The sequence below is a fragment of the Sphingorhabdus rigui genome, assembly GCF_014196595.1.
GTDB classification, from domain to species: domain Bacteria; phylum Pseudomonadota; class Alphaproteobacteria; order Sphingomonadales; family Sphingomonadaceae; genus Sphingorhabdus_B; species Sphingorhabdus_B rigui.
The window spans coordinates 352,080-374,747 of the sequence record NZ_JACIEA010000001.1; the positions used below are offsets into that span (position 1 = coordinate 352,080).

Below are 22,668 nucleotides of genomic sequence, written 5' to 3' on the forward strand. Positions count from 1 at the left end.
GCCCTGCAAAAATTGCGTAACCCGTTGGCGACATTAAGGGCTTTTCTGGGAGGAATATTATGTCCAACAATCTACTGATAACCATAGGTGCGGTGGCCATTATTGCCATTTTATGTTTGTGGTTGCTCGCGCGTAACGACACGAAGAAGACGGCTGCCCCATCCAAGGATTTAGCGCCGCCTCCAGTGGCAGTTGTTCCGGCATCGCCTGCTGCACCCAAGGCGGCGGACGGTCCTGCGCCCGCGAAGAAAACCGCAAAAGCCAAGGTAAAAGCATCACCGAAAGCTGCAGCAACAAAGGCCGCGCCAGCAGCTGCCGCGAAGCCAGTTGCGGCAAAGGCCAAAACGGCGAAGGTGCCTGCACCGAAAGCCGCAGCGCCGAAGCCTGCTGCACCCAAGGCTGCTAAACCGAAGGCCGCAGTCGCCAAGGTCCCAGCAGCAAAGCCAGCGCCCAAGCCAGCAGCAAAGCCTGTAGCAGCAAAAGCAAAGGCTGCGCCTGCGCCCAAATCCGCGCCGAAAGCTGCAGCGGCGAAGGTGAAGGCAGAAGCCGCACCCAAGCCCAAGGTCGCTAAACCAGCGGCCAAGGCTAAGGTATCGGTCCCTGACAATCTCGAATTATTGAAGGGCCTTGGTCCAAAAGTGAACGCTATGCTCAAGGCATTGGGCGTAACCAGCTTTGCCCAAGTGGCGAGTTGGACGGCAGCTGATGTTGCCGAAATTGATGGCAAGCTTGGTGCATTTGCGGGCCGTATCAGCCGCGACAACTGGATTGGTCAGGCCAAGTATCTTGAGGCGGGCGATGTCGCCGGTTTTGAAAAGAAATATGGCGCGCTGGGTGGCGAAATCGCCAAAGGCTGACCTGATTATGTCTTAATGCGTTTTGGCCTTGGCTGAAGGTCGCCGCCACAATTGGGGCAGCGTCCATTCAGCGGGCCATGCACGCAGGGTGCGCAAAAGGTGCATTCGTAGCTGCAAATCATCGCGTCGCCGCTGTCCATCGGCAGTGGCGATGTGCATCGTTCGCATGTGTCCCGCATTTCCAGCATCTTGTGCTCCTTATCGCCCGACCCGTTGCAGCCCTGTACCATGCATTTTTAGCCACTGGTCTGCAGCCTTGCGGTTCCCTTCAAAGAGGAAATCGAGCCAAGCGTAGAAGTCGGGGCTGTGGTTCATATGCCGCATATGCGCGACCTCATGGGCGATGACCGAACGGCGCACAGATGCCGGCGCCATGATCAGCCGCCAGCTGAGCGAAATGGTCCCCCGGCTGGAACAACTGCCCCATCGGCTGCGCGGATCGCCTAGCGACAAGCGCGGGACTGGTTCACCGGCTTTGTCGCAATAATGCGCGATTTCTTTCGTGAAAATCCGCCGTGCTTCGCCCTTGAGCCATCGCAAGATGCGGGCTTCGACCGACTCCCTCGGACCACCCAAGCGCAGCATGCCTTCGCCGCAGCGAATGCTGCGCGGCCATTCTTCGCGCCATTCAATCAGGTGGCTTTCGCCTTCGACGGCGATTTCGCTGCCAGGGGCAATGGGGGCAATGTCAGGCGCGCTGTTTAACCGCGTGGCGATCCATTCGCGTTTCTTTTCGACAAAATCGAGCGCCACATTTGTCGGCGTATAATGCGGCATCGTTATGCGGATTTCGCGTTTCACGGCATCGGCGCGCATCGAAATGCGCTTTGCCCGCGGGTTGCGGCGAATGCGCACGGGTACGCTTTCCCCTTCTATGACCACTTCAGGATCAGAGAGGCTGTTCGACAATATGGTTTTCAAGCGGCCCAGCATGCAGTTCCGATATAGCCCGACCTTTGACCGACATGCCAGCGTCATGAATCGTCTGGCGGCTTCCGCTCACCAAATAATGCCATTCAGGAAGTGGTTTGCCCGCCGCGCGCAGGACATAGGCACAGGTGGAGGGTAGCCAGACATAATCGTCAATCTTGGCCGCGGTCAGCCGAAGACATTCGGGCACAATCGCGCGGCGTCCGCGATAATCGGCACATTGGCATGTCTGTAGATCCAGCAATTTGCAGGCGACATTGGTGGGGTAGATGCGGCCGGTATCTTCGTCTTCCACCTTGTTGAGACAGCATTTCCCACAACCATCGCACAATGCCTCCCATTGTGCGCGGTCGAGGCTCTCTATCGGAGCTTCCCAAAAAGGCGCTTCGTTCAAATCAGCGCACCCACTTTGCCAATTCCGCCTCAACCAAATTAGGCGCGCCTTCATTGATGTCGGTATTGGGAACGTCGGCGGGCATAAGCGCCAAAGGCTTGCCATCGGGCCCCATCAAATAGGGTGTCTGGCTATGGCTCATCAGATAGCTTTCGGGCGAGGACCCTTCCATGCGGCTGGCGTAAATCGCAAATTTCTTTGCCGCGTCTGCGATTTCGGCCTCCGTTCCGGTAAGCCCAATCGCGCGCGGATGAAATGCGCTGACAAATTGCTTCAGCACCTCTGGCGTGTCGCGCAGTGGGTCTACGGTGATGAAAATCGGCTGAATCTTTGCGCCAAGCTTGGGATGGCTTTTCTCATATGCCTTCAGCCCAGCCATCAGATTCTGCATGTCCGGCGTGCAGATATCGGGGCAGTTGGTGTAGCCAAAATAGACGATACGATATGCGCCGTCGAATTCCTTGAAGGTCCGTTTTTTGCCATTTTGATCGGTCAGCGTAAAATCACCACCAATTGTAGCGCCGGCCAGCGGGGCTTCGCTCAACGGCGGCTGGGCAGGGGGTGAATCACATGCCGACAGCAAAAGCGCGGTGGAGAGAGCGAAAATCAGATTTTTGTTCATAGCGGGGCCAGACATGGTCTGCTAAAGACCAGTTATCAAGTATGTTGGACATTTAAATGGGGCATCGTTTGTTGAAAAAGCCATTTTTTCTCGCCTTGGCCGCAGGGCTGATCTTGCCGATGGGCGCTGGCGTTGTTGCGCCTGCTGCACAAGCCCAGTTTTCGGACAGCTATAATTTCCTGAAAGCCGTGCGCGAACGTAAGGGCGAAGAAGCGGAAAAGTTTCTGGCACAACCCGGCACGGTGATTATCAACACGCGCGACAATTCAACCGGCGAAACCGCGCTGCACATCGTCATTCAACGCCGTGATGCGTCGTGGCTTGGCTATCTTTTACAAAAAGGCGCAAACCCCAATTTGGCAGATAAAAAAGGTACGACGCCTTTGATGCTCGCCACGCAATTGGGCTTCATCGATGGCATTGATTGGCTTTCGCGTAAAAAGGCACAGATTGACCAGACAAATCGCGCTGGAGAAACCGCGCTGATTCTGGCGGTGCAGCTGCGCAATGCAGAAGCGGTACGTGTGCTTTTGAAGGCCGGTGCAAATCCGGACAAGAAGGATAGCCGGGCGGGATATTCTGCACGCGATTATGCGCTTCAGGACGGACGGGCGAGCGCGATTGTTGCGATCATCGAAAATAACGGCAAAACCGATGCGGCAAAGAAACCCGCCGAGCTGGACTTTTCGGGCATATCTGAACCGAAATAATGTCCGTCGGCGCGCCGCGCGCTGGACGGATTATCCGGGGATAAACTTCATCGCGACGCCATTCATGCAATAGCGTTTGCCCGTTGGCTTTGGGCCATCGTTAAACACATGGCCAAGATGCCCGCCGCAGCGCGCACAATGCACTTCGGTGCGTGGCACGCCGATTTTATAGTCCGTCCGGGTACCTATGCCGCCAGCCAGTGGCGCATAGAAACTTGGCCAGCCCGTTCCGCTTTCAAACTTGGTAACAGAGGCAAACAGCCGCTGGTTACAGCCAGCGCAGACGAACGTGCCCTTGCGCTTTTCGCTGTTGAGCGGGCTGGTGTACGGCCGTTCGGTATCTTCGCGGCGTAACACGCGGTAGGCAGCAGGCGACAAGCGCTTTTTCCATTCAGCGTCGCTATATGTCACCGCGAAGCGCGTTTTGGCGGTCGCACTCTTGCCGCAGCCAAAGACCAGCACCGCAGCGCCTGCACTTGCGAGTGACAGAAATGTGCGTTTGCTTAACTGCATGACATGTTCCTTTGGACGCTCCGGTTATGCATATACCGAAAACGTCCAAAAGCTTTCATATCAATAGCGCGACAGTTCGACATCCATCTTGCGATAGCCATGGACGAAGCAGCCAGCCACGCGCTCTGGTTCTGCCACCACATTGGGTCGCAGGCGGCGCACTGCCATTTCTTCAAGCAAAATGCGGATCTGCAATTCGGCCAATCGCGCGCCGACGCAACGGTGGATGCCATATCCGAAGGCCAAATGGCGACGCGCGTTCTCACGATCGACAATCAACTTATCGGGATTATCGAACACCGTCTCATCCCGGTTGGCCGACAGGTACCACATGCCAATCTTGTCACCAGCCTTGATAGGCGCGCCGAACAGGTCATGGTCCTGCAGGGCGGTGCGCCGCATATGCGCCAAAGGCGTTTGCCAACGAATGATTTCGCTGACGGCGTTGGTGATGAATTGGGGATTTTTCTCCAGCTTTTCGCGCTCATCGGGGAAGCTGTTCAGTCCATAAGCGTAACCCGACATCGAATTGCGGGTCGTGTCGTTTCCGCCCACGATCAGCAGAATGAGGTTACCCATATATTCAAACTGGCTCATGTCCTTCATCGGCGAATGGATCATGCGGCTGATAAGGTCGGGCGCTTCGCCGCGATTTTTGCGTTCTTCCCACAGATTCTGGAAATAGGCGCCCATTTCAAACATTTTGGCAAGTCGCGCCTGACGTGTGTCTTCGGAACGGACGAGTTCGATGTCGCCCGCCCAATCGGACCATTCGGTCAACTTGCGGCGGTCTTCCCATGGGAAATCGAAAAGCAATGCCAACATCTGTGTGGTCAGTTCGATGGATACCAGGTCGACCCAGTCAAAGGTTTTGCCAACTGGAAGCGAGTCCAAAAGCTCGCCCGTGCGGCGCCGGATATCGCCCGACATGCGGTCCATTTCACCCGGTGTGAACGCCGGCGCAATGACGCGGCGTTCTTCGGTGTGCTTGGGCCGGTCCATCGCAATGAACATCGGCATGATGATTCTTTGGTCTTCGGGGATTGGCTCGGCGAGCGCATTGTCGTCGATTAAGGTTATGCCACCATGTTCGAATGACGATGAATAAATGTCGGGAAGCGCTTCGACATGTTGAATGGCTTTGAGTGTCGTGACATTCCAATAGCTGCCGAAATCGGAACCCTCAATCTTGTTGATAGGCGCTTTTTCGCGCATCTCTTTAAAGATGGGGTGCCAGCGATCCTCCGCATAGATTTCGGGCTTTGTTACGTCCCAATGATGTGGTGCCTTGTTAACTTCCCAAGGCAGTGAATCGCTTTCGATTAGGGGGGCAGTTGCCATTGTTCTCGACTCCTCTCAGCACCGAAACTGCCACTACTGACAGAAATGTCAATCCAGTTTCGAACCGCAACCTATTAAAGGTGATTGCACGTTCATCCGGGCATTTTGATGAAGCCGAACAACCGGCGTGCACCATCATCCTTGGCGCGGCCAGCGCTTCCTGATTTCATGACGTTTTTCTTGAAAAGATACACGCCCAGCCGCAGCAACAGTATCGCAAAGAAAATCTGGCCGATAATCGCGACGGCGTGATGCCACAAAACGGGTTCAAGTGCTGCGCGTCCAATCATCGCAAAGGGCGAACTGAATGGGAAAATAGCAGCAAATTTCTCGATCGGTTCGCCTGTTTTGGTCAGGGCATAAGATGCGAAGAAGAAATTGATCAGCTGCGCCATGGTGACGGGCATGGAAATGGTCTGCACCTCACGCACCGTGGCCGCCATCGCCCCAATGCCGAGGAAAAGCGCGCCGAGCATGAGATAGGCCATGATGAAATAGGTGAAACACAGCCCAATGAACATGGGCCAGCCAACCGCCGGCATGGGGTAAGTGGGCAAATCCGGCCCAATCGCGGCGAAGCCAATCAGCCCAACGGTTGTCCACACCAATAGGCCCAGCAAGGCCATGCTAAGCATCGCGAATAATTTGCCCAGGAACACCGATTCCATGGGAATCGAGGCGGCGAGAATTTCGATAATCTTGTTCGATTTCTCCTCCACCAGATTGGACAGGACCATCCCCGCAAGCAAAATTGTCAGGAAGAAAATGAGAAACTGCCCACCCTGCGCCGTAACAGTGCGCAGCTTCTTGTCGTTGTTAGCGGACTCGACAACAATATCGGGTGTCGAACGCGGGAGCGTCATCGTGCCGCCGCTTTGGGCATAGCCTGCCAACAGTTCAATGTCGGCTCGCTCGCGTTTTATGGCGTTGGCTGTGCCGGTTATCACGGGTTTCGCCAACGTGCCGGTGACGACAACGCTGAGATTATCGGTCTTTTTCGCAAGATAGCTTTGCGGCGTTTTCTGATCCGCAGCAGGATCGCCGACGACGATCATGCGGGCGAAATAGCTGTCCCCCAATGTCTTCGAAAGCGACTCGCGCGCTGACAGGATTTTCCCCGCCTCCTCTTTGGCCAACGCAATGCCAACAACGGGTTGCGACACATCTTTGGCGATTTGCCCACCCAAATTACCCGCCGCAAATCCGACCAACACAGGGAAGAGAGGGCCAAGCAGGAAGAAGATAAAGGCCTTGGAATAGATGATCGCCGTAAAATCCCTGCGGGCAATGACGAAGGCTGCGCGGATGATTTCCTTCATTTCGCTTCTCCCACATGAGCGTCATCCATTTCGGCTGCGACCGCTTCACCAGCGATGGCCACGAACGCATCGTGCAGTCCCGGCCTTTCGATCGACAGTGCTTTGACGCCAGCCTTGCCCTCGACCAGCGCCGTCAGCAGCGGCTCCACCCCCGTTTCGGGCAAAGTGAAATGCCACCAATGCCCTTCTGCTTTGGTTTCAGCGGGCAGCGCCGATCGCCATGGCCCGTCCAACGTTTCGGTTTCCAGATGCACCTGCGGCCGCAAGCGGTCACGTGCTTCGGATACCAACCCATCGAAACTGATTTTACCCTGTGCGATAATGGCGATGCGTTCGCACAACCGTTCGGCATGCGCGATGACATGGGTGGAGAAAATGACTGTCACACCCTTGGCGGCTTGCGCGCGGATCATCTTTTCAAGCTTGGCTTGATTGAGCGCATCCAGCCCCGAAAACGGTTCGTCGAGGACGATCAGCTTTGGGTCGTGGACGATTGTCCCCATCAGTTGCACCGTCTGGGCCATCCCCTTTGAAAGCTGCCTGATCTGGCGGTCGGCGGCATATCCAAGACCAGCTTCTTCCAGCAAGGCCCGCCCTTTTTTCGCACCCTCTTTCAACGATAGCCCGCGCAGCGCGCCCATGAACGCAATCGTATCGACCGCGCGCATTGATTGATACAGGCCGCGTTCTTCGGGCAAATATCCGACATTACGGGACTGTGTTATCGGGCGGTCCGAACCCAGCAGGCTGCGGGTTCCGGCATCCGGATCAATGATACCCAGCAAAGTGCGCAACATGGTCGTCTTGCCGGCGCCGTTCGGGCCCAAAATGCCAAAAATGCTGCCCTCCGGAATGTTGAGGTCGACCCCGTCGACGGCACGAAAGCCATCGAATTGCTTTACGAGTCCCTTTGCCTCTATTGCGTACATACTGAATTGCCCCGGAGAGATGGTCGGTGCTGAATAAGGTTGGCGCGTGAAAAGAAACAACACAAATATAGTTAACGAGTTGCAAGCTAAGGCGCAGAGTGAGGGCTTTGTCGCCTTTGGGATTGCGCCGGGGCACCTTGCGCCGCGCGCGGGGCTGCGGCTGCGCCAATGGATCGAGGAAGGCCGCCATGGCGACATGTTGTGGATGGAAAGCCGCGTCGATGAGCGCGCCAATCCCGACATTTTATGGCCCGAAGTAAAGTCCGTGATTATGCTGGGGATGAGCTATGCACCGCCGCATGACCCAATGGCGCTTGCGGGCGATGACTCAAAGGCGCGCATATCGGTCTATGCGCAAGGACGCGACTATCATGATGTCGTAAAAGGCGCGCTCAAGCGGCTCGCCAGCTGGCTGGCCCATTCCGCAGAGGTCGGCGTCAAAGTGTTCGTCGATACCGCGCCCGTTATGGAAAAGGCGCTGGCCGAAGTGGCGGGACTTGGGTGGCAAGGCAAGCACAGCAACATCGTCAGCAAGGAACATGGCAGCTGGCTGTTCCTTGGCGCCATTTATACGACTGCAGAGCTTGCTTTATCGGTTCCCGCGACCGACACATGCGGCTCGTGCCGGGCATGCCAAGACATCTGCCCAACCAATGCCTTTCCGGCGCCCTACCAAGTCGATGCCCGCCGATGCATTTCGTATCTCACGATTGAACATAAGGGACCCATAGACCGCGAACTACGTCCATTGATGGGCAATCACATTTATGGCTGCGATGATTGTCTGGCTGTGTGCCCGTGGAACAAATTTGCCGAGACCGCCGCGGCACATAAGGCATTTTTGCCGCGTGAAGCGTTGGTCGCGCCGCGCATTGCCGACCTTTTGACTTTGGATGATGCGCAGTTTCGTGCGCTTTTTTCCGGCTCGCCCGTCAAGCGCATTGGCCGCGACCGCTTTGTGCGCAATGTGTTGATCGCGGCTGGCAATGGCCGTGACCTTGGCGTGCTACCCGTGGTCGAGATGCTCATGGATGACACGTCTCCGGTCGTCCGTGGTGCCGCGATCTGGGCGATGTCGCGGCTGTCGCCCAAAATATTTGCGCGTGAAAAGCAGGTGCGCTTTGCGGACGAACGAGACCCGTCGGTTCGTGCCGAATGGACGCTGAGTTAGGTCGTGACCCTAGTCAGCGGCGTTGCAAGGCATCAATGCAGGATGCGCGGTCCACCGCAGCCCCATCGCTGCGTCGCGCGTCGACATAGGTAACGATTTCGGTCCGGCCCTTGCCGTCGGGATAGAGAAACACATCAAGGACGCAGGCTTTGCCAACAAATTGCAGCTTGCGGCCATGAACCTCAACCACATCAAGCCGCGGTTCGCCAAAAAGGCGTTTCAACGTGGCGACATCCTTGCCCATGACCGCCTCTAGGCCCCTTGGTCCCATAGCAGGGCGAACGGGAATGGGCGGCGCAGTGCGCTGTACGGGTGCTGGCTGGCGCGTTTGCGCACGCGCAGGCGGCGCAGATACATAGCCTGCCAAAATCAACGCGAGTGCGCATGCGTTTATGGCGTGTTTCATATGGCTCTGCTTCCTGAATGGACGACATGCACAGCCATTGCCGTAGCCAGCACGGGTACCAGCAAGTTGAAAAACGGGATCAGCATGCCAACGGTGCCAATGAAGCCAAGCAAGAGGCGTGGCAGTTTCTGGATGCTGCCTTGCGATGCGCCATGGCGGGCAATCAGCATATCTTCCAAATCCTTGCCCAAAAGGAGCGCGTTGAGGAGCATGAAGGCAATCGCCGTGCCAACGCCCGTCACCAGCAAAAGGATATACAGCGGCAATGCGAGGAGGTTGTACCCAACTACGCGCGCGATTGATCGCACCGCCATATGCACGCCAGCGCCGAAGCCTGGGCGCTTTCCAAACGCGGTTTGCCGGGGATAATATCGGTCTTCAACCGCATCGATAATATCGTCGGCGAAGATCCATGTGATTGCGACGGCGACCACCCGGAACAGCAGAAACGCCGAAATCGGGATGATGGCCAGCGACAAGAAGGTCGACAGATATTCGCCGTTTTGAATGTTGAGCCATTCAAAAAGCCAATCGAGCGCAAACCACATGGCGACGCCCAATAAAAGGAAGCTGGCAAAGCTACACAACACCACTTTGATGAGCAGCATTGCCACGCGCCTGTCCGAAAGGCTTTGGAACGAAAGCTGGAGCGCTTGTATCATGTCGCGCTTCTAAAGCGCTTGCCCGAAATGTCCAACCCCAGTAGGGCGCGGCGAACTTAAATATAGGAAAATTCATGACTGACAGCCGCTTCGACGTCCTCGCCATTGGCAATGCAATTGTTGATATCATTGCCAACACCGACGATGCTTTTATCGACAGCGAAGGCCTGACCAAAGGCAGCATGCAGCTCGTTGATGAGGAACGTGCGCAAGCTTTATATGCGCACATGGGTCCTGCCCGTGAAATCAGCGGTGGCTCTGCCGCAAATACCTTGGCCGGCCTTGCACAGCTTGGACATAAAACAGCATTTATCGGGCAAGTCGCAAATGATCAGCTTGGCCAAGTGTTCGCACATGACATTCGTGCGGGCGGTATCCATTTCGATATTCCTGCACGTGATGGCGCACCTTCGACCGCACGGTGCTACATTCTCGTCACACCCGATGCACAGCGGACGATGAACACCTTTTTGGGCGCGTCGCAATATCTGCCTGCCACGCTGATCGACAAGTCGCTCATTGAAAGCGCGGCGATATTGTATCTGGAAGGCTATTTGTGGGACCCTGAGGAGCCACGTGCCGCCATGCGCACCGCCATCGATGTCGCGCGTGCCGCTGGTCGCAAGGTTGCGCTGACATTGTCCGATGCATTTGTCATTTCGCGCCATGGACCAGACTTTTTGGCTGAAATGGAAGCCGGTCGCATCGACATATTGTTTGCGAACGAAGTCGAAATTTGTGCGCTCAACAACAGCGATGATTTCGAAGCATCGGTCGCGGCCATCGCGGCGAAGGTTCCATTGTTGGTCTGCACACGCGGCGAACATGGCGCAATCGCCATCGAAAACGGCGTGCGTACCGAAGTCGGCGCAGAACCTGTCGCCCAATTGGTCGACACAACGGGGGCAGGCGACTTGTTCGCATCAGGTGTGTTTGCCGGGATAGCGCAGGGCCGGCCGATGGCCGAATGCCTTGTCATGGGCGCAGTTTGCGCTGCCGAGATTATTTCGCATTATGGCGCGCGGCCAGAAGCGGACATCGCAGCGCTTGTTGCCAAGCGTCTGGCTTAATCCTTTTTCTTGCGGAACAGCACCCGGTCTTCCGGGCCAAAGCCCCAGCGCCAGATAATCCAGCCATAAAGGCCAAGGATTGCAGGCACGCCAATCGCCAGTTCCACCCATTCCAGACGGGCAGGGACGCTGACGATTGCCATGCCGAGCAATGCTGCCGCGGCGACAGCAACCAGCAACGCCCAACGCCACACACGGATGGGCTGACCGAGCAAATGAGACAGCAATCGCGATTTGATGAGCGAGCCAATACCCAGCGATATCATCAGCCCGCAGGCAACGGCTGCTGCCTGACACAGGCCGACATATTCGGGCTTAACGGGAATATCATCGACCAGCATGATAAGGCCGACGCTCACCAAGGTTTGCACGGCCAACATACCGATCGAAATCAGCAGGTTCCGGTGACGGGCCATATATACCAAAGCAGATTCGCTGACGACCGCCGTTGCCGCCGCAACTTCCGCCGCCAGCAAAAAGGCAAGCGCCGCTGCTCCGCCGACAAATTCGGGACCCATCAATCCCATGACCGCTTCACCGGGGATACCAAGCGCCAGTGCAATTCCGGCCTGTGCCGCGATAATCCAGAAACCGACCTGGCCAACCTGTTTGGCGATTTCGGCATAGTTGCGGGTCTGTAAATTGCGCGTGATGACGGGGCCCAATATCGGGTCAAAGCTGGTTTTAAGCTTCTGTGGCAGGCTCGCCACCTGTTGAGCGACATAATAGATACCCACCACTGCGGGCGATGCAAACAGGCCCAATATGGCAAGGTCCAGCCGCCTGCTGCCCCATTCTGCTGCGTCCGCTGCGGCCAATGGCAGGTTGCGCTGGGCAATCACCAAAGAACGCTTCACACTTGGCCGCCATCCCCACGCAAAGCCATAGCTGCGCCACAAAGGCCACAGCGCAAACAACAATGCAGCTGCCAGCGAAGCGACATAAGACAGGATCAGCCCATCACGCGCGGAATAGAAATAGAGCGCGCCTGCCGCGATGCTGATTGTCCATGGTTCAACGATGGCGCGCGCCCGCACGGTCGATACAATGTCGAATCTATAGGCCAAAGCGGACAAGGCGATGTCCGTCGCGACAATGGCAAAAATGGCGAGCGGCAGAAACCGGTCGAGCCCGTTAATACCGCTGTTGGGAAACATCAGCTCGGGCAACATGATCAAAAATGCAGCGCCGACCGCTGATGCCGCCATCGCCGCGAAAAAGGCATCCGCAATCATGTGGGCATGCGGGCGGTCATCCTTCGCAAGCAATTCCGCCAGTCCCCGGCGCAGGCCCAGCGAAGCAAGCTGCGCGGCAAATTCGATAATCAATATGGCATAGGCAAAGCGGCCAAGCGCTTCCGGACCATAAAGTCGGCCCGCGATAAACAAGAATGGGATACGGGCGGCCAACCGTAAAAGGAAGCCAAATACATTTGTCCGCCCGCCCTTTGCGAGTGCCTGAATATCTTCTTCGTCGGTTCTGGCTGCAGTCAATGGATGGCCTTTTTTGGAACGCTAGCGGATTAGGTCCGCCGTTACCAGCTTTCGGACTTGAGCGGGCGTGCCAGCAATTCGGCCACGACGGCATCGACGGTCGCTGATCCCGACAGTAATGCGCATACCGCGCTTACGATGGGCATTTCGACATCAAGCGCGGTTGCCGATTGTAACAGGACCGGCGCGGTATATGCGCCTTCGGCCACCGTCTTGCGGTCTGCCAGCAGGCTTTCGGATGATTGGCCTTGTCCAAGGCCGCGACCCAAGGAAAAATTCCGCGAATTTTCAGAGCTGCACGTCAGGACTAAGTCGCCCAATCCCGATAGCCCGGCTAGCGTTTCGGCTTTTGCACCGCGCGCAAGGCCGTATCGCTGCATCTCGGCAAAACCGCGCGCAATCAACGCCGCACGCGCGTTGAGACCAAGACCTGCGCCATCGACGACACCGCATGCGATTGCGAGCACGTTTTTAACAGCACCGCCAATTTCCGCGCCGACAACATCATCAGACCAATAGGGACGGAAAGACGGTGTGGCGATGCGGCGCATCAATTCGGAACCCAGCGTCTGATCGGCGGTAGCGAGCGTGACCGCTGTGGGCTTTCCGGCAGCAACCTCATGCGCAAATGTAGGCCCGGATAGCACTGCAATCGGATTGCCCGGGCGCGTTGTCACGGCGACATCGGACACCAGCATTTGGGTATCGGCCTCAATGCCTTTTGCGCACAGGATCAGCGGCGCCTGTGTATCCGGCAGCGCCGCCAGCGTGGCACGCACATGCTGGGCAGGGGTCACGATGAGCAAATTTTCACAGGCGATCATGCGCGCGAGGTCAGCTGTCGCCTCAATTTTTGACGACAATGATGTGCCCGGCAAAAACAGGCTGTTTTCGTGCAGGTTGTTTATGCTGTGCACGGCCGCTTCTTCGCGGGCCCAGATGAGAACGCGATCGTGGATTTGCGCCATGACCGCGGCCAGCGCGGTGCCCCATGCGCCGCCACCAATGATACCAACCGGATATTGCATCTGGCTCATGCCTTTACGCCCGCACCGCGTGCGGGTGCTGCATTGGGATCAAGCGGCCAGCGAGGCCGCGCCACAAAATCAAGGCCATCGGTCAGGCCCATCGCAAATCTCTCCGCGCCAGCCCATGCGATCATCACGCCATTGTCGGTGCACAGCCACAATGGCGGCGCGACAAAACGCATGCCGCGGCTTGCGGCAAGCCCCTCGAGCATATTGCGGATGGGCACATTTGCCGCGACGCCGCCCGCAACAACCAGCGCAGCCGGTGCATCAATACGATCCAGCGTATAGCGTATCCGGTCGTACAGGCAGTCGATAACGGCTTGCTGAAACGATGCGGCAATATCCTCGACTTTATACTGGCCCGTTTCATGCGCGCGCAGCACGGCGCTTTTCAGGCCAGCAAAGGAAAAATGCGGCTCATCAGCGCCTTTTAACGGTCGGGGTAGCGGCACGTTTTTCGCGTTGCCCAACGCGGCTGCGCGTTCGACGGCTGGCCCACCGGGAAAGCCGAGGCCCAAAATCTTCGCCGTTTTGTCGAACGCTTCGCCTACTGCATCGTCGATGGTCGTGGCCAACCGGTTATAGTCGCCGACACCGTTCACCCGCAGCAACTGACAATGGCCGCCAGACACCAGCAGAAGCAGATAGGGAAATGAAAGATCGGCATCGACCAAGCGCGGCGAAAGCGCATGGCCTTCAAGATGGTTGACGGCGATCAGCGGCTTTCCGGACGCCATGGCAAGCGCCTTTGCCGTCACAAGTCCAACCATGACACCGCCAATGAGGCCCGGGCCAGCGGTTGCGGCAATGGCATCAACATCATGTAACGTCATGCCTGCGTCCGCGAGCGCGGTTTCCACCAAGGGGGTCATCAACTCGGCATGCGCGCGGGCAGCGATTTCGGGAACGACGCCGCCGAATGCGCGGTGATGATCTTCCTGGCCAGCCAAGGCATGGCTCAAAATCGTCCGGTCGGAACGCACAATTGCCGCTGCGGTTTCGTCGCAGCTGGATTCAAGACCAAGGATGATTGCCATTGCGCTTTCCCATAGGTGGACGTGGCGCTATGAACAAGTCGCATGACAATGATATCGTTTTCCTCCGACCGTCCGTTACGTATCGGTACACGCCGGTCTCCGCTCGCTTTGGCGCAGGCGGAGATGACCATGGCCGCCATCAAAGCGGCGCATAATCTGCCCGACGATGCCGTTGTTCTGGTCCCGATGCTCGCCACAGGTGACAAGATTCAGGATCGGCCGCTTGCCGAAATCGGCGGCAAGGCGCTTTGGACCAAGGAACTGGAACGTGCGCTGATTGATGACCAGATCGATATCGCGGTGCATTCAATGAAAGATGTCGAAACGGTGCGCGCAGACATTTTTGACATCGCCGCCATGCTGCCGCGTGCGGATGTCCGCGACCGATTGATTGGCGCCGCGTCGCTGGACGATCTGAAGCATGGTGCGCGGGTCGGGACATCGAGCCCACGGCGTGCGGCGCAACTGCAACGTGCCCGTCCTGATTTGCGGATCGTTCCCTTGCGCGGCAATGTCGCAACCCGTTTGGCGCATATTGAAAATGGTAACGCGGATGCGACACTTTTGGCCGCGGCCGGGTTGGACCGGTTGGGCATGGCTAATGTCGGCGCGCCATTACCGCTGAACCAGTTTTTGCCGGCGGCATCGCAGGGTGCTGTGGGCATTGACCGGTTGACCAGCCGCAATGAGCTCGTCCCGTTTTTGGCGGCCATTAACGATGTGGATACCTTTGTCGCCGTGCATGCCGAGCGTGCCTTGCTTGAGGCATTGGGCGGGAATTGCCACTCACCCGTCGCCGCATTTGCGCAGGTCGAAGGTGCCCAGATACGCTTAAAAGGTGAAGTTTTCACTGCGGATGGCCGGGAAATGCACGCGGGCGAAATCGTCTATGACGCGTCGGGCGATGGTCCGGCACAATTGGCAGATCAATTGCAGGCAAACGCCAGTGATGAACTGCGGAGCATGTTCGCTTCGTGAAGGTGCTGATTATCCGGCCGCAACCAGGGGCAGATGCCACCGCCCGCCGGTTTAAGGGTGCAGGATATGCACCAGTGCTTATGCCCCTGTTCGCCATTGAACATCTGCCGCTGCAAACGGTGCCTGTTGACGGATATGATGCCATTTTGTTGACCAGCGGCAATGCTGCGCGCGCCGCAACTGGATTTTTGGAAAGCGCGCGCGACACCCCGATCTATGCGGTCGGTAGTGCGACCGCCAGCGCATTGGCCCATTTGTCGTTGCCGGTTGCCGCGACCGGATCCAATGGCGTGGAGGCACTTGTTGGTGTTGCTGCCGCAGACGGCCACAAAAAGCTCCTATGGCTTGCAGGCGAAGACCATAGTGCTGTTCCGCAGATTGCTGGCGTCCACATTGACATCGCTATCGTATACCGAAGCGCGGTGCTGGAAACACCGGCGGACTTCGCCGCGCAGGTTACGCAATGCGATGCGGTCATCCTGCACTCGTCACGCGCGGCGGCGCACTTTGCCGGTCTGAGCGATGCGGGCGGCCTATCGCGGAGCAAAATCACGCTCGCGACCTTTTCGAACGCAATTGCAGCAAGCGCTGGCGACGGCTGGGCACAGATAATTGTTGCCGCCGCACCAAATGACGCTGCGTTAATGAATGCAATAGAACAGCATTTTACAAGGATAGATTGCGCCCCGCTGCCGAATGCCGCTATTGAAGGAGCAACATGACTGATTTTCAAACAGCGACCGCCACGCGACGCGGTAGATTCACATTCAAGCACATCATGCTGCTTATTTTGTGTGCCTTCGTCGGCGGCGCGATTGTCGCTTATGTGATCGCCGACAAATATGGTTTTCTGACACCATCTGATGCCCCCGTGGCGGTTGAGTCATCGACTGGGCCAGTGGGCAATGTCGTCGCCACCGATGCTAATGCTGTCGCACAGCCGGTTACGGACCAAATGGTTCCAACTTTCCCATCACCCAATATGCTCTCGCCCGAAGTTGCGCGCGCGGATGGGCTGTTGCTCATTTATGCGGTGCGCCGCACGATTGATAAGGGGGTGCCGCTGGGCAATCTTGCCGAACAGTTGCGCCTGCGTTTTGGCGCGACCCAGCCGCAATCCGTTGCCGCGGTGCTATCGGCTGGGCAAGCGCCGGTCACGATTGATGCCCTGAAAACCGAATTGCGCGGACTTGCGCCAGTGCTTTTGACGGGCAATCGAGACGACAGCACCTGGGCGACCGTGAAGCGGGAATTGTCGGAGCTGTTTGTGCTGCGCAAAGAAAATGGGCCATCACTCGCGCCAAACGAACGGCTGATCCGCGCCGAAGCGCTGGTCGATGCAGGCAAGCTTGATCTTGCTGTGGAGGAAGTTGCGGTTTTGCCCGGCGCATCCATCGCACAATCATGGATGGCACGGGCCAAACGTTTCAGCGATTCGCGTAAAGCGCTCGACCGGCTTGAACAGGTCGCCATCCTGCAACCCGTAGCGGTTCCCCTCATCGTCGCGCCTTCGGTTGAGGCCGCACCGTCGAACGTTCCCGTTCCAACCCCCTGAGTTGCGGGTCGGCAGTTTTAAGAAAAACCGTTTTTAACGGATCGCGGATGACGCGGCCTAGTTGGCCTTTCGCCGTATCGGGACCGGAATGTTGCAAATATCTGCGCCGCCAGCAGGGATGTTGAAAAAGGCATCCCGCCGATTGGCGCGCGCGTCGGCATAGGCTGCAAAGCTGTCGCTATCGGTCGACAGATATTCGAACGCAGGCACGTCCTTTGCTTCGATCCCAAGCCGCACCGACAGGATCGGCACGCGCTCTTCTTCTCTCTCGTAAAAGCCAAGTGCACCCGTGCCGCGTGGCAGGCTGGACATATGTTCTATGCCTTCGATCACGCGTCCGACCAGCGCGATGTTGCGGTCCAAGTGCCGCGGCGCGTGACCGATCACCGTATAGAGTTCCGCGCCCGTGCCGGTGTCAGGTGACAGGTTCCGGCCAACGCCGACCATGCCGTAGCAATGGACTGGCCAAAGCCCCTCACGGCCTTGTGCCAGCGGCCAGCCTAGATAGAAGCCATGGGCACCCGCGTAGGCGTCTGGCCTTCCGTCTGCGCGGGCCAAAATCCAATCTTTGGTCGGCCAGTCAGGGGTTACATAATTCTTCGCGTCCACGACCGACAACCCTTGTGGCAACGCCTTCTTCTCGGTCGCATCACCCCATTGCACGACATAATTGTCCTGCACGCGGTTGATGCTGGTGCCGTCCCACCAATGCGCTGCCGCCAGTTTGCGGATATTGCTGACCCAACCCTGGCTGAACGGTGCAGGCATCAATTGAATGATGACGCGGCGTTGCTTGCCTTTCGAATCGGGGGCGAGCTCCATCACCAATATGTCCGATGGCGCAATGGCAACCCAGTCGTCCGCTTTGGCCGCTGCCACAATCTCCGACGGCGCGGGGTAGCTTTTGGCGTCCTGTGCCGAAACGGGAAGAGCGGCGCAGATCGCGGCGCTGGCGAACAGGGGCAGATATCTTTTCATCAATAAGGTTATGGCAAATCACTGTGCCTTGCGAAAGCGGAAAGGAGCGGCTAGGGGCGTGCGTCCCTTAGGGGAATGCGGAGACGTGGCCGAGTGGTCGAAGGCGCACGCCTGGAAAGTGTGTATAGGGGTGACTCTATCGTGGGTTCGAATCCCACCGTCTCCGCCACACATCATACAATTACAGATTTCATTTGGCGTATAAGGAAATACGCCACCCTTTATGCTGCCTCGAATTGCGCGATTTCAGCGCGCACCGCAGTTGTTCCAGTCGTCGAGTTGCTTCGCGCTGTAAGGCCAAAATACTGTCGACAGGGTATGTTTTCGTCTTAACAAAACACGAGTTTAATGACCCGCTTGATGAGGTCGTTCCAACTGTCTTGATCAATATGATCGATCGATATGTCGTCAATGACGCGGCCCAAGGTATATGCTTGGATAAATAGAGCGGCAGTATTCGGGTTGAAAGCCTTGTTCATCCAGCCCCTTTCTTGGGCCGCCGCGAATAATTCTGTCAGGGCGTCAGTCAGTCGCTTCTGTTCGGCACCCAGCCTTTCGAGCAGGCGATCATTTTCTTCGGCAAAGCCAATCAACCGTGCCCGGACAAACCTACTGCGCTTGTTTTCGGGCGCTTGCGTTATGTCCGTGATGGCGCACAGCCCGTCATACATCTGGTCCGCAGATTGGCTCGCCGACATCAAATTTGATAGTGACTCAATGTTTGCGTCAACTTGCGTCGAAAATTTACGAACCAGCGCCAGTTCCAAAAGATCGGAAACGTCGACGAAATGATGGTATAGCGATCCCCGCGAAACGCCCGAATGCTCGAGCAGCATTTCGCCCGTGATATCCTCGGGAAAATGCGTTTCCAGCAGATTGAGTGCGGTCTTCAGCAGCTTCTCTTTCGTCGGCTGTTCTGTGGGCGCTCGCCTTTGCACCGCGCCACGCATTTTCCTTTGTGTTGCGGAGATCACATGCGGTTCCTTGTGCGCAGAGTAGGATATTATGCATAGGGTCCGCGTAGAACCACGTCAACATTGCGCGCCGGGGTGTCCGCCCACAAAAGACACAATTGTTGTCAATTACTCAACTAGACTATCTGACTAGTTCTTTAATGTCCGCCCAAGATTAATAGAAAATAAAAGCATGCCGATTCGCAAATGCGGTCGTGTTTTACATGCTTCCTAAGTGATGGGAATTTCCGTGAATATTTTTGGTCGTGTGCATGCGGCAATGTTGGCTTGTCTGTTTGCGTGTATGGTAGCTTTGCTTCCGCTGTCAGCCGCGAATGCGCAGACCATTACGGGGATCTCCCCTTCATCCGGTCCGCAAGGGACAACCGTGACCGTCACGGGAACCGACTTTGTACTCTCTTTTGACGCAAGCACGATCCGTGCTGATTTCAAGCTGAGTGGAAGCGTGATCGCCACCACGCAGGCTACAGTGGTTAACGATTCAACGATCAGGTTTGTGGTTCCGGTCGGTTTGCAGTTCGGCACGACTTATAATGTCGACATTGACGATTCTGCCAATATTCCGGTGCCAGCCCAAACGTTCCGTGTCACGCCAACAATCACCCTCTCGCCATCCGCAAACTCAGGCCTCGCCACACCTATTATAGGCCGCTCTTATTCGCAGGTCGTTTCGGCAAGCGGCGGGACCGGGCCATATACTTTTGCCATAACATCGGGGGCGCTTCCGGCGGGGCTTACTTTAGCGTCCAATGGGACGATTTCCGGCACAGTCTCAAACTCTTTGAGCCCCGGTAGTAACGCGAACGTGACCATCACTGCGACCGACGCTACTGGTGCAACTGGCTCGGAAGCCTATTCTATTTTTATCGGTGCACCCAGTGCGCCGAGCCTGACCAGCATTTCTGTTCGTGAAGGTCCAGTTTCCGGTGGCACTGTCGTTGTGCTTACAGGAACCGATTTCCTTGGTGCGACGGGTGTTACTTTTGGCAGCTACGCAGCCACCAACTTCACAGTTAATAGCAATACCCAGATCACGGTGACCACGCCAGCCGCCGCCGCGTCAGGATTTGGCCAAGTGGTGGTGACCACCCCGTGGGGTAGCAGCGAATCAACCGGGCAATCTCGGATTTACGTCTATTTGGGACAGCCTACGGTCACCAGTGTAACGCCAGCGACTGGTTCAACCTTGGGGGGCACATCTGTTGTCCTGCGGGGTGACAATTTGTTTGGTACGTCGATATCGGTAACCGTTGGCGGCGTGGCGGCGACGAACGTTATTGCTGGAAGTGGTCCAACAGCAGGCGAGCTTAGAATAACGACGCCCGCCAACGTTCCGGGAACAGCAAATATTGTTGTCACAACACCCGGCGGTATTACCCCAACCAGCCCTGCAAACGAATTTGCATATGTTCCACCTCCGCCCCAAGTCAACTCACTTTCCGTATATTCGGGGCCTGTCGCGGGCGGCACGGTTGTAACGATTACGGGCAACTTTTTGACCGGGCCAACACAAGTGACCTTTGGTGGTGTTTCCGCAACATCTATCAATGTGGTCAACGACACGACGATCACTGCAACAACGCCTGCTGGCACTGCGGGCCAGGTAGATATGGTCGTGACAACGCTTGGTGGCTCAATAACTCAATCGGGCATTTTTGAATATATCGGGCCGCCGGCGATCACGAGCATCAGTCCGAATACGGGCGGTACGTCAGGAAACACATATGTTACAATAAACGGCACCGGATTTCAGAATGCTACATCGGTAACTTTTGGTGGCGTTCCGGCACTTAGTTACAACGTATTTATTTCGCGCATCGAAGCAGTTTCGCCACCAGGCGCTTCGGGTACCGTCGATGTTGTGGTGACAACGCCGGCTGGTTCCAGCGCGACGGGCAGCGCAACCCAGTTTACCTATGCGAATCCGCAGCCCCAAATATTTTCTGTCGGTCCGGGCACAGGCTCGACAGCTGGCGGCAATCGCGTGTCGATCAACGGTCAAAACTTAACCGGTGTTACATCAGTTACCTTCGGCGGGGTTCCTGCTCTATATTTCACTGTCAGTAACCCTTCCAATATTGTCGCTTATGCACCCGCCGGATCATTGGGTACGGTTAGCGTCGCTGTCACCTCGCCAAGCGGCACGGCGACAGCGTCTAACGCATATACATATGTTGACCCAGCGGCCGTGACGATTACGGGGCTTACCTCAGGCCAGGGGCCACTCGCCGGTGGCAATGAAGTAGGGATTGTGGGCACAAACTTTACGGGAGCAACGGCGGTGACCTTTGGGGGAACGGCGGTAACGTCGTTTACTGTGGTGAGCGCAACCCGTATTCTCGCGGTCGTCCCGGCGGCGAGCTCTACAGGGCCCGTATCCGTGGTCGTGACGGCACCTGGTGGTACCGCCACGCGGGCAGGGGCATACAACTATGTTGCATTATCTTCCGCGCCAACCATTTCCTCGGTCAGCCCGTCGAATATTTCAGTTGATGGCGGAAGCGTCACTGTTTTTGGCACCAACTTTATTGGTGTAACTTCCGTTACTTTTAATGGCGTGCCTGGTACCTCCATGATTGACCAGGGCGGCACTGTGCTCACTATTACTGCCCCCGCAGGAACGGTAGGGCCTGTTGACATTGCGGTAACGACCGCAGCGGGAACCGCCACGCGCGTCAACGCGGCGACGTATATCGCAGACCGGCTCCCCGCAATCTCGGCCGTGTCGCCTGCTTCGGGACCGAATAGCGGAGGTACCACTGTAACAATTACCGGGACAAACTTTAGCAGTGCGACTGCGGTGCGGTTTGGATCGGGGACAGGAACATCGTTTTCGGTCGTGAGCCCAACGCAAATTACTGTGGTTACGCCAGTACTCTCCGATATTGGTACCCAAGGCGTAACGATTGCTTCGCCCGCTGGATCATCGATATCGAATGTAAATAGCAGATTTGTTTTCACATCTTCTTCACTTGCCGCACCAACCATAAGTTCAGTTTCGCCAAATAATGGCGCAATTGCAGGTGGTACGAGCGTCACCATCACAGGTACCAATTTCAGTGGTACAGCGTCGGTACGTTTCGGCACGGAGGCAGCGACGTCATTTATCGTGAACAGCGCCACCCAAATTACGGCCGTCACTCCGGCAGGGTCTGCAGGTGCGGTTGATATCTCCGTGACGGCATTGGGCGGCACGGTCACGTCCAATGGTGCATTTACGTATAGCGCACCACAGCAGCAACCCGCGAGCCAAAGCATCTCATTCACATCTACAGCGCCAAGCGGTGCAGTCGTTGGTGGTGCCACTTATACACCGACGGCGACGGCAACATCTGGCCTATCTGTGGCACTTTCGGTTGACGCGTCCAGCTCCGCGACCTGTTCTATCGCAGGCGGTGTCGTCAGCTTCACTGGCGCAGGCACCTGCCGTATCAACGCCGATCAAGCGGGTGATTCAAGCTTTGCTGCCGCTTCGCAAGTGCAACAGAGCTTCTCTGTTTTGCCTGCTGCACCGACGATTACAGCGGTCACACCAAACAGCGGCACGACTGCTGGCGGTACGAGCGTTGTGATCACGGGAACAGACCTGACGGGTGCTACTGTGAACTTTGGTTCAACAGCAGCAACGTCGGTTGTCGTAAACAGCGCAACGCAAGTTACCGCGGTATCGCCAGCCGGTTCGGCGGGAGCCGCTGACA

23 protein-coding genes, 1 tRNA gene and 1 pseudogene are annotated in these 22,668 nt (G+C 56.9%); 10 read left to right on the top strand and 15 right to left on the bottom strand.

Going from position 1 to position 22,668, the window contains the following annotated elements:
* The first annotated feature begins 59 nt into the window (after nucleotides 1-59).
* Complete coding sequence (locus GGR91_RS01745) at nucleotides 60-857, top strand: hypothetical protein (RefSeq protein WP_183939453.1); 798 nt, start codon at nucleotides 60-62, stop codon at nucleotides 855-857.
* 5 nt (nucleotides 858-862) lie between these two features.
* Here the strand turns inward: GGR91_RS01745 and GGR91_RS01750 are convergent, their stop codons facing one another.
* Genes GGR91_RS01750 through GGR91_RS01765 form a run of 4 tightly spaced genes read right to left on the bottom strand, consistent with a single transcriptional unit; the run spans nucleotide 863 to nucleotide 2,803 of the window.
* Nucleotides 863-1,045 (bottom strand): DUF1272 domain-containing protein, encoded by a 183-nt coding sequence (locus GGR91_RS01750; RefSeq protein ID WP_183939455.1) that lies wholly within the window; start codon nucleotides 1,043-1,045, stop codon nucleotides 863-865.
* A 10-nt stretch (nucleotides 1,046-1,055) separates the two neighbouring features.
* Nucleotides 1,056-1,790, bottom strand: coding sequence for a M48 family metallopeptidase (locus GGR91_RS01755; RefSeq protein WP_183939457.1), 735 nt, complete (start codon nucleotides 1,788-1,790; stop codon nucleotides 1,056-1,058).
* Nucleotides 1,747-2,181: a YcgN family cysteine cluster protein gene (locus GGR91_RS01760; protein ID WP_246337006.1), complete on the bottom strand. Its 435-nt coding sequence runs from the start codon at nucleotides 2,179-2,181 to the stop codon at nucleotides 1,747-1,749. Before GGR91_RS01760 ends, GGR91_RS01755 begins: the two co-directional genes overlap by 44 nt.
* Before the next feature lies 1 nt (nucleotide 2,182).
* Entirely contained in the window at nucleotides 2,183-2,803 is a 621-nt protein-coding gene (locus GGR91_RS01765; RefSeq protein ID WP_246337007.1) for an SCO family protein, read from the bottom strand.
* Nucleotides 2,804-2,859: 56 nt separating this feature from the next.
* On the opposite strand from GGR91_RS01765, the gene GGR91_RS01770 reads away from it, so the two are divergent.
* Nucleotides 2,860-3,513, top strand: a complete 654-nt coding sequence (locus tag GGR91_RS01770; protein ID WP_183939463.1) for an ankyrin repeat domain-containing protein — start codon at nucleotides 2,860-2,862, stop codon at nucleotides 3,511-3,513.
* A gap of 30 nt (nucleotides 3,514-3,543) precedes the next feature.
* Here the strand turns inward: GGR91_RS01770 and msrB are convergent, their stop codons facing one another.
* The 4 genes from msrB to GGR91_RS01790 form a co-directional block, all read right to left on the bottom strand.
* Nucleotides 3,544-4,026: a peptide-methionine (R)-S-oxide reductase MsrB gene (gene msrB / locus GGR91_RS01775; RefSeq protein ID WP_183939465.1), complete on the bottom strand. Its 483-nt coding sequence runs from the start codon at nucleotides 4,024-4,026 to the stop codon at nucleotides 3,544-3,546.
* A gap of 60 nt (nucleotides 4,027-4,086) precedes the next feature.
* Complete coding sequence (locus GGR91_RS01780) at nucleotides 4,087-5,367, bottom strand: cytochrome P450 (protein ID WP_183939467.1); 1,281 nt, start codon at nucleotides 5,365-5,367, stop codon at nucleotides 4,087-4,089.
* Between the two features lie 92 nt (nucleotides 5,368-5,459).
* A complete protein-coding gene (locus GGR91_RS01785) occupies nucleotides 5,460-6,686 on the bottom strand; it encodes an ABC transporter permease (protein ID WP_183939469.1) in 1,227 nt (408 codons plus the stop codon).
* The gene (locus GGR91_RS01790) at nucleotides 6,683-7,615 is read right to left on the bottom strand and encodes an ABC transporter ATP-binding protein (protein ID WP_183939472.1); all 933 of its coding nucleotides are present in this window, start codon (nucleotides 7,613-7,615) and stop codon (nucleotides 6,683-6,685) included. Before GGR91_RS01790 ends, GGR91_RS01785 begins: the two co-directional genes overlap by 4 nt.
* 46 nt (nucleotides 7,616-7,661) lie before the next feature.
* Between GGR91_RS01790 and queG the strand changes: the two genes are divergently transcribed.
* Nucleotides 7,662-8,786, top strand: a complete 1,125-nt coding sequence (gene queG / locus GGR91_RS01795) for a tRNA epoxyqueuosine(34) reductase QueG (RefSeq protein ID WP_183939474.1) — start codon at nucleotides 7,662-7,664, stop codon at nucleotides 8,784-8,786.
* A 13-nt stretch (nucleotides 8,787-8,799) separates the two neighbouring features.
* Here the strand turns inward: queG and GGR91_RS01800 are convergent, their stop codons facing one another.
* Together GGR91_RS01800 and GGR91_RS01805 are read right to left on the bottom strand one after the other, a co-directional pair.
* A complete protein-coding gene (locus GGR91_RS01800) occupies nucleotides 8,800-9,192 on the bottom strand; it encodes a hypothetical protein (RefSeq protein WP_246337008.1) in 393 nt (130 codons plus the stop codon).
* Nucleotides 9,189-9,854, bottom strand: coding sequence for an EI24 domain-containing protein (locus GGR91_RS01805; RefSeq protein ID WP_183939476.1), 666 nt, complete (start codon nucleotides 9,852-9,854; stop codon nucleotides 9,189-9,191). Before GGR91_RS01805 ends, GGR91_RS01800 begins: the two co-directional genes overlap by 4 nt.
* Nucleotides 9,855-9,928: 74 nt before the next feature.
* On the opposite strand from GGR91_RS01805, the gene GGR91_RS01810 reads away from it, so the two are divergent.
* Nucleotides 9,929-10,924, top strand: coding sequence for an adenosine kinase (locus GGR91_RS01810; RefSeq protein WP_183939478.1), 996 nt, complete (start codon nucleotides 9,929-9,931; stop codon nucleotides 10,922-10,924).
* Here the strand turns inward: GGR91_RS01810 and GGR91_RS01815 are convergent.
* Genes GGR91_RS01815 through tsaD form a run of 3 tightly spaced genes read right to left on the bottom strand, consistent with a single transcriptional unit; the run spans nucleotide 10,921 to nucleotide 14,485 of the window.
* Nucleotides 10,921-12,417, bottom strand: a complete 1,497-nt coding sequence (locus GGR91_RS01815) for a lipopolysaccharide biosynthesis protein (RefSeq protein ID WP_183939480.1) — start codon at nucleotides 12,415-12,417, stop codon at nucleotides 10,921-10,923. The two genes, GGR91_RS01810 and GGR91_RS01815, sit on opposite strands and share 4 nt — an antisense overlap.
* Before the next feature lie 41 nt (nucleotides 12,418-12,458).
* Entirely contained in the window at nucleotides 12,459-13,454 is a 996-nt protein-coding gene (locus tag GGR91_RS01820; protein WP_183939482.1) for an NAD(P)H-dependent glycerol-3-phosphate dehydrogenase, read from the bottom strand.
* Nucleotides 13,451-14,485 (bottom strand): tRNA (adenosine(37)-N6)-threonylcarbamoyltransferase complex transferase subunit TsaD, encoded by a 1,035-nt coding sequence (gene tsaD, locus GGR91_RS01825; RefSeq protein ID WP_183939484.1) that lies wholly within the window; start codon nucleotides 14,483-14,485, stop codon nucleotides 13,451-13,453. Before tsaD ends, GGR91_RS01820 begins: the two co-directional genes overlap by 4 nt.
* A gap of 42 nt (nucleotides 14,486-14,527) precedes the next feature.
* Here tsaD and hemC point away from each other — a divergent pair, with 42 nt between their 5' ends.
* The 3 genes from hemC to GGR91_RS01840 are packed head-to-tail and all read left to right on the top strand — an operon-like array spanning nucleotide 14,528 to nucleotide 17,018.
* Nucleotides 14,528-15,463, top strand: coding sequence for a hydroxymethylbilane synthase (gene hemC / locus GGR91_RS01830; RefSeq protein ID WP_407698384.1), 936 nt, complete (start codon nucleotides 14,528-14,530; stop codon nucleotides 15,461-15,463).
* Nucleotides 15,460-16,185, top strand: a complete 726-nt coding sequence (locus tag GGR91_RS01835; protein WP_183939486.1) for a uroporphyrinogen-III synthase — start codon at nucleotides 15,460-15,462, stop codon at nucleotides 16,183-16,185. Before hemC ends, GGR91_RS01835 begins: the two co-directional genes overlap by 4 nt.
* Nucleotides 16,182-17,018: an MICOS complex subunit MIC60 gene (locus tag GGR91_RS01840; protein WP_183939488.1), complete on the top strand. Its 837-nt coding sequence runs from the start codon at nucleotides 16,182-16,184 to the stop codon at nucleotides 17,016-17,018. Before GGR91_RS01835 ends, GGR91_RS01840 begins: the two co-directional genes overlap by 4 nt.
* A gap of 57 nt (nucleotides 17,019-17,075) precedes the next feature.
* Here the strand turns inward: GGR91_RS01840 and GGR91_RS01845 are convergent, their stop codons facing one another.
* Nucleotides 17,076-17,996 (bottom strand): peptidylprolyl isomerase, encoded by a 921-nt coding sequence (locus tag GGR91_RS01845; protein WP_183939490.1) that lies wholly within the window; start codon nucleotides 17,994-17,996, stop codon nucleotides 17,076-17,078.
* A gap of 79 nt (nucleotides 17,997-18,075) precedes the next feature.
* Between GGR91_RS01845 and GGR91_RS01850 the strand changes: the two genes are divergently transcribed.
* Nucleotides 18,076-18,165: transfer RNA gene (locus GGR91_RS01850), tRNA-Ser, on the top strand.
* A gap of 160 nt (nucleotides 18,166-18,325) precedes the next feature.
* On the opposite strand, the gene GGR91_RS01855 is transcribed toward GGR91_RS01850, so the two are convergent.
* The gene (locus GGR91_RS01855; RefSeq protein WP_183939492.1) at nucleotides 18,326-18,970 is read right to left on the bottom strand and encodes a TetR/AcrR family transcriptional regulator; all 645 of its coding nucleotides are present in this window, start codon (nucleotides 18,968-18,970) and stop codon (nucleotides 18,326-18,328) included.
* A 283-nt stretch (nucleotides 18,971-19,253) separates the two neighbouring features.
* Here GGR91_RS01855 and GGR91_RS11760 point away from each other — a divergent pair.
* Both GGR91_RS11760 and GGR91_RS01860 read left to right on the top strand, forming a co-directional pair.
* Nucleotides 19,254-19,541, top strand: a pseudogene (locus GGR91_RS11760) (IPT/TIG domain-containing protein); the annotation flags it as partial.
* Nucleotides 19,542-19,775: 234 nt separating this feature from the next.
* On the top strand, nucleotides 19,776-22,668 hold a 2,893-nt coding region (locus GGR91_RS01860; protein ID WP_322788755.1), incomplete at its 3' end, for a beta strand repeat-containing protein.

Coding starts and splice junctions, on each gene's coding strand:
- hemC (WP_407698384.1), top strand. CDS start 14,528: ATGACAATGATATCGTTTTCCTCCGACCGTCCGTTACGTATCGGTACA.
- msrB (WP_183939465.1), bottom strand. CDS start 4,026: ATGCAGTTAAGCAAACGCACATTTCTGTCACTCGCAAGTGCAGGCGCT.
- GGR91_RS01780 (WP_183939467.1), bottom strand. CDS start 5,367: ATGGCAACTGCCCCCCTAATCGAAAGCGATTCACTGCCTTGGGAAGTT.
- GGR91_RS01790 (WP_183939472.1), bottom strand. CDS start 7,615: ATGTACGCAATAGAGGCAAAGGGACTCGTAAAGCAATTCGATGGCTTT.
- GGR91_RS01810 (WP_183939478.1), top strand. CDS start 9,929: ATGACTGACAGCCGCTTCGACGTCCTCGCCATTGGCAATGCAATTGTT.
- GGR91_RS01820 (WP_183939482.1), bottom strand. CDS start 13,454: ATGAGCCAGATGCAATATCCGGTTGGTATCATTGGTGGCGGCGCATGG.
- GGR91_RS01770 (WP_183939463.1), top strand. CDS start 2,860: ATGGGGCATCGTTTGTTGAAAAAGCCATTTTTTCTCGCCTTGGCCGCA.
- GGR91_RS01765 (WP_246337007.1), bottom strand. CDS start 2,803: ATGAACAAAAATCTGATTTTCGCTCTCTCCACCGCGCTTTTGCTGTCG.
- GGR91_RS01845 (WP_183939490.1), bottom strand. CDS start 17,996: ATGAAAAGATATCTGCCCCTGTTCGCCAGCGCCGCGATCTGCGCCGCT.
- GGR91_RS01745 (WP_183939453.1), top strand. CDS start 60: ATGTCCAACAATCTACTGATAACCATAGGTGCGGTGGCCATTATTGCC.
- GGR91_RS01785 (WP_183939469.1), bottom strand. CDS start 6,686: ATGAAGGAAATCATCCGCGCAGCCTTCGTCATTGCCCGCAGGGATTTT.
- GGR91_RS01755 (WP_183939457.1), bottom strand. CDS start 1,790: ATGCTGGGCCGCTTGAAAACCATATTGTCGAACAGCCTCTCTGATCCT.
- tsaD (WP_183939484.1), bottom strand. CDS start 14,485: ATGGCAATCATCCTTGGTCTTGAATCCAGCTGCGACGAAACCGCAGCG.
- GGR91_RS01805 (WP_183939476.1), bottom strand. CDS start 9,854: ATGATACAAGCGCTCCAGCTTTCGTTCCAAAGCCTTTCGGACAGGCGC.
- GGR91_RS01750 (WP_183939455.1), bottom strand. CDS start 1,045: ATGCTGGAAATGCGGGACACATGCGAACGATGCACATCGCCACTGCCG.
- GGR91_RS01800 (WP_246337008.1), bottom strand. CDS start 9,192: ATGAAACACGCCATAAACGCATGCGCACTCGCGTTGATTTTGGCAGGC.
- GGR91_RS01840 (WP_183939488.1), top strand. CDS start 16,182: ATGACTGATTTTCAAACAGCGACCGCCACGCGACGCGGTAGATTCACA.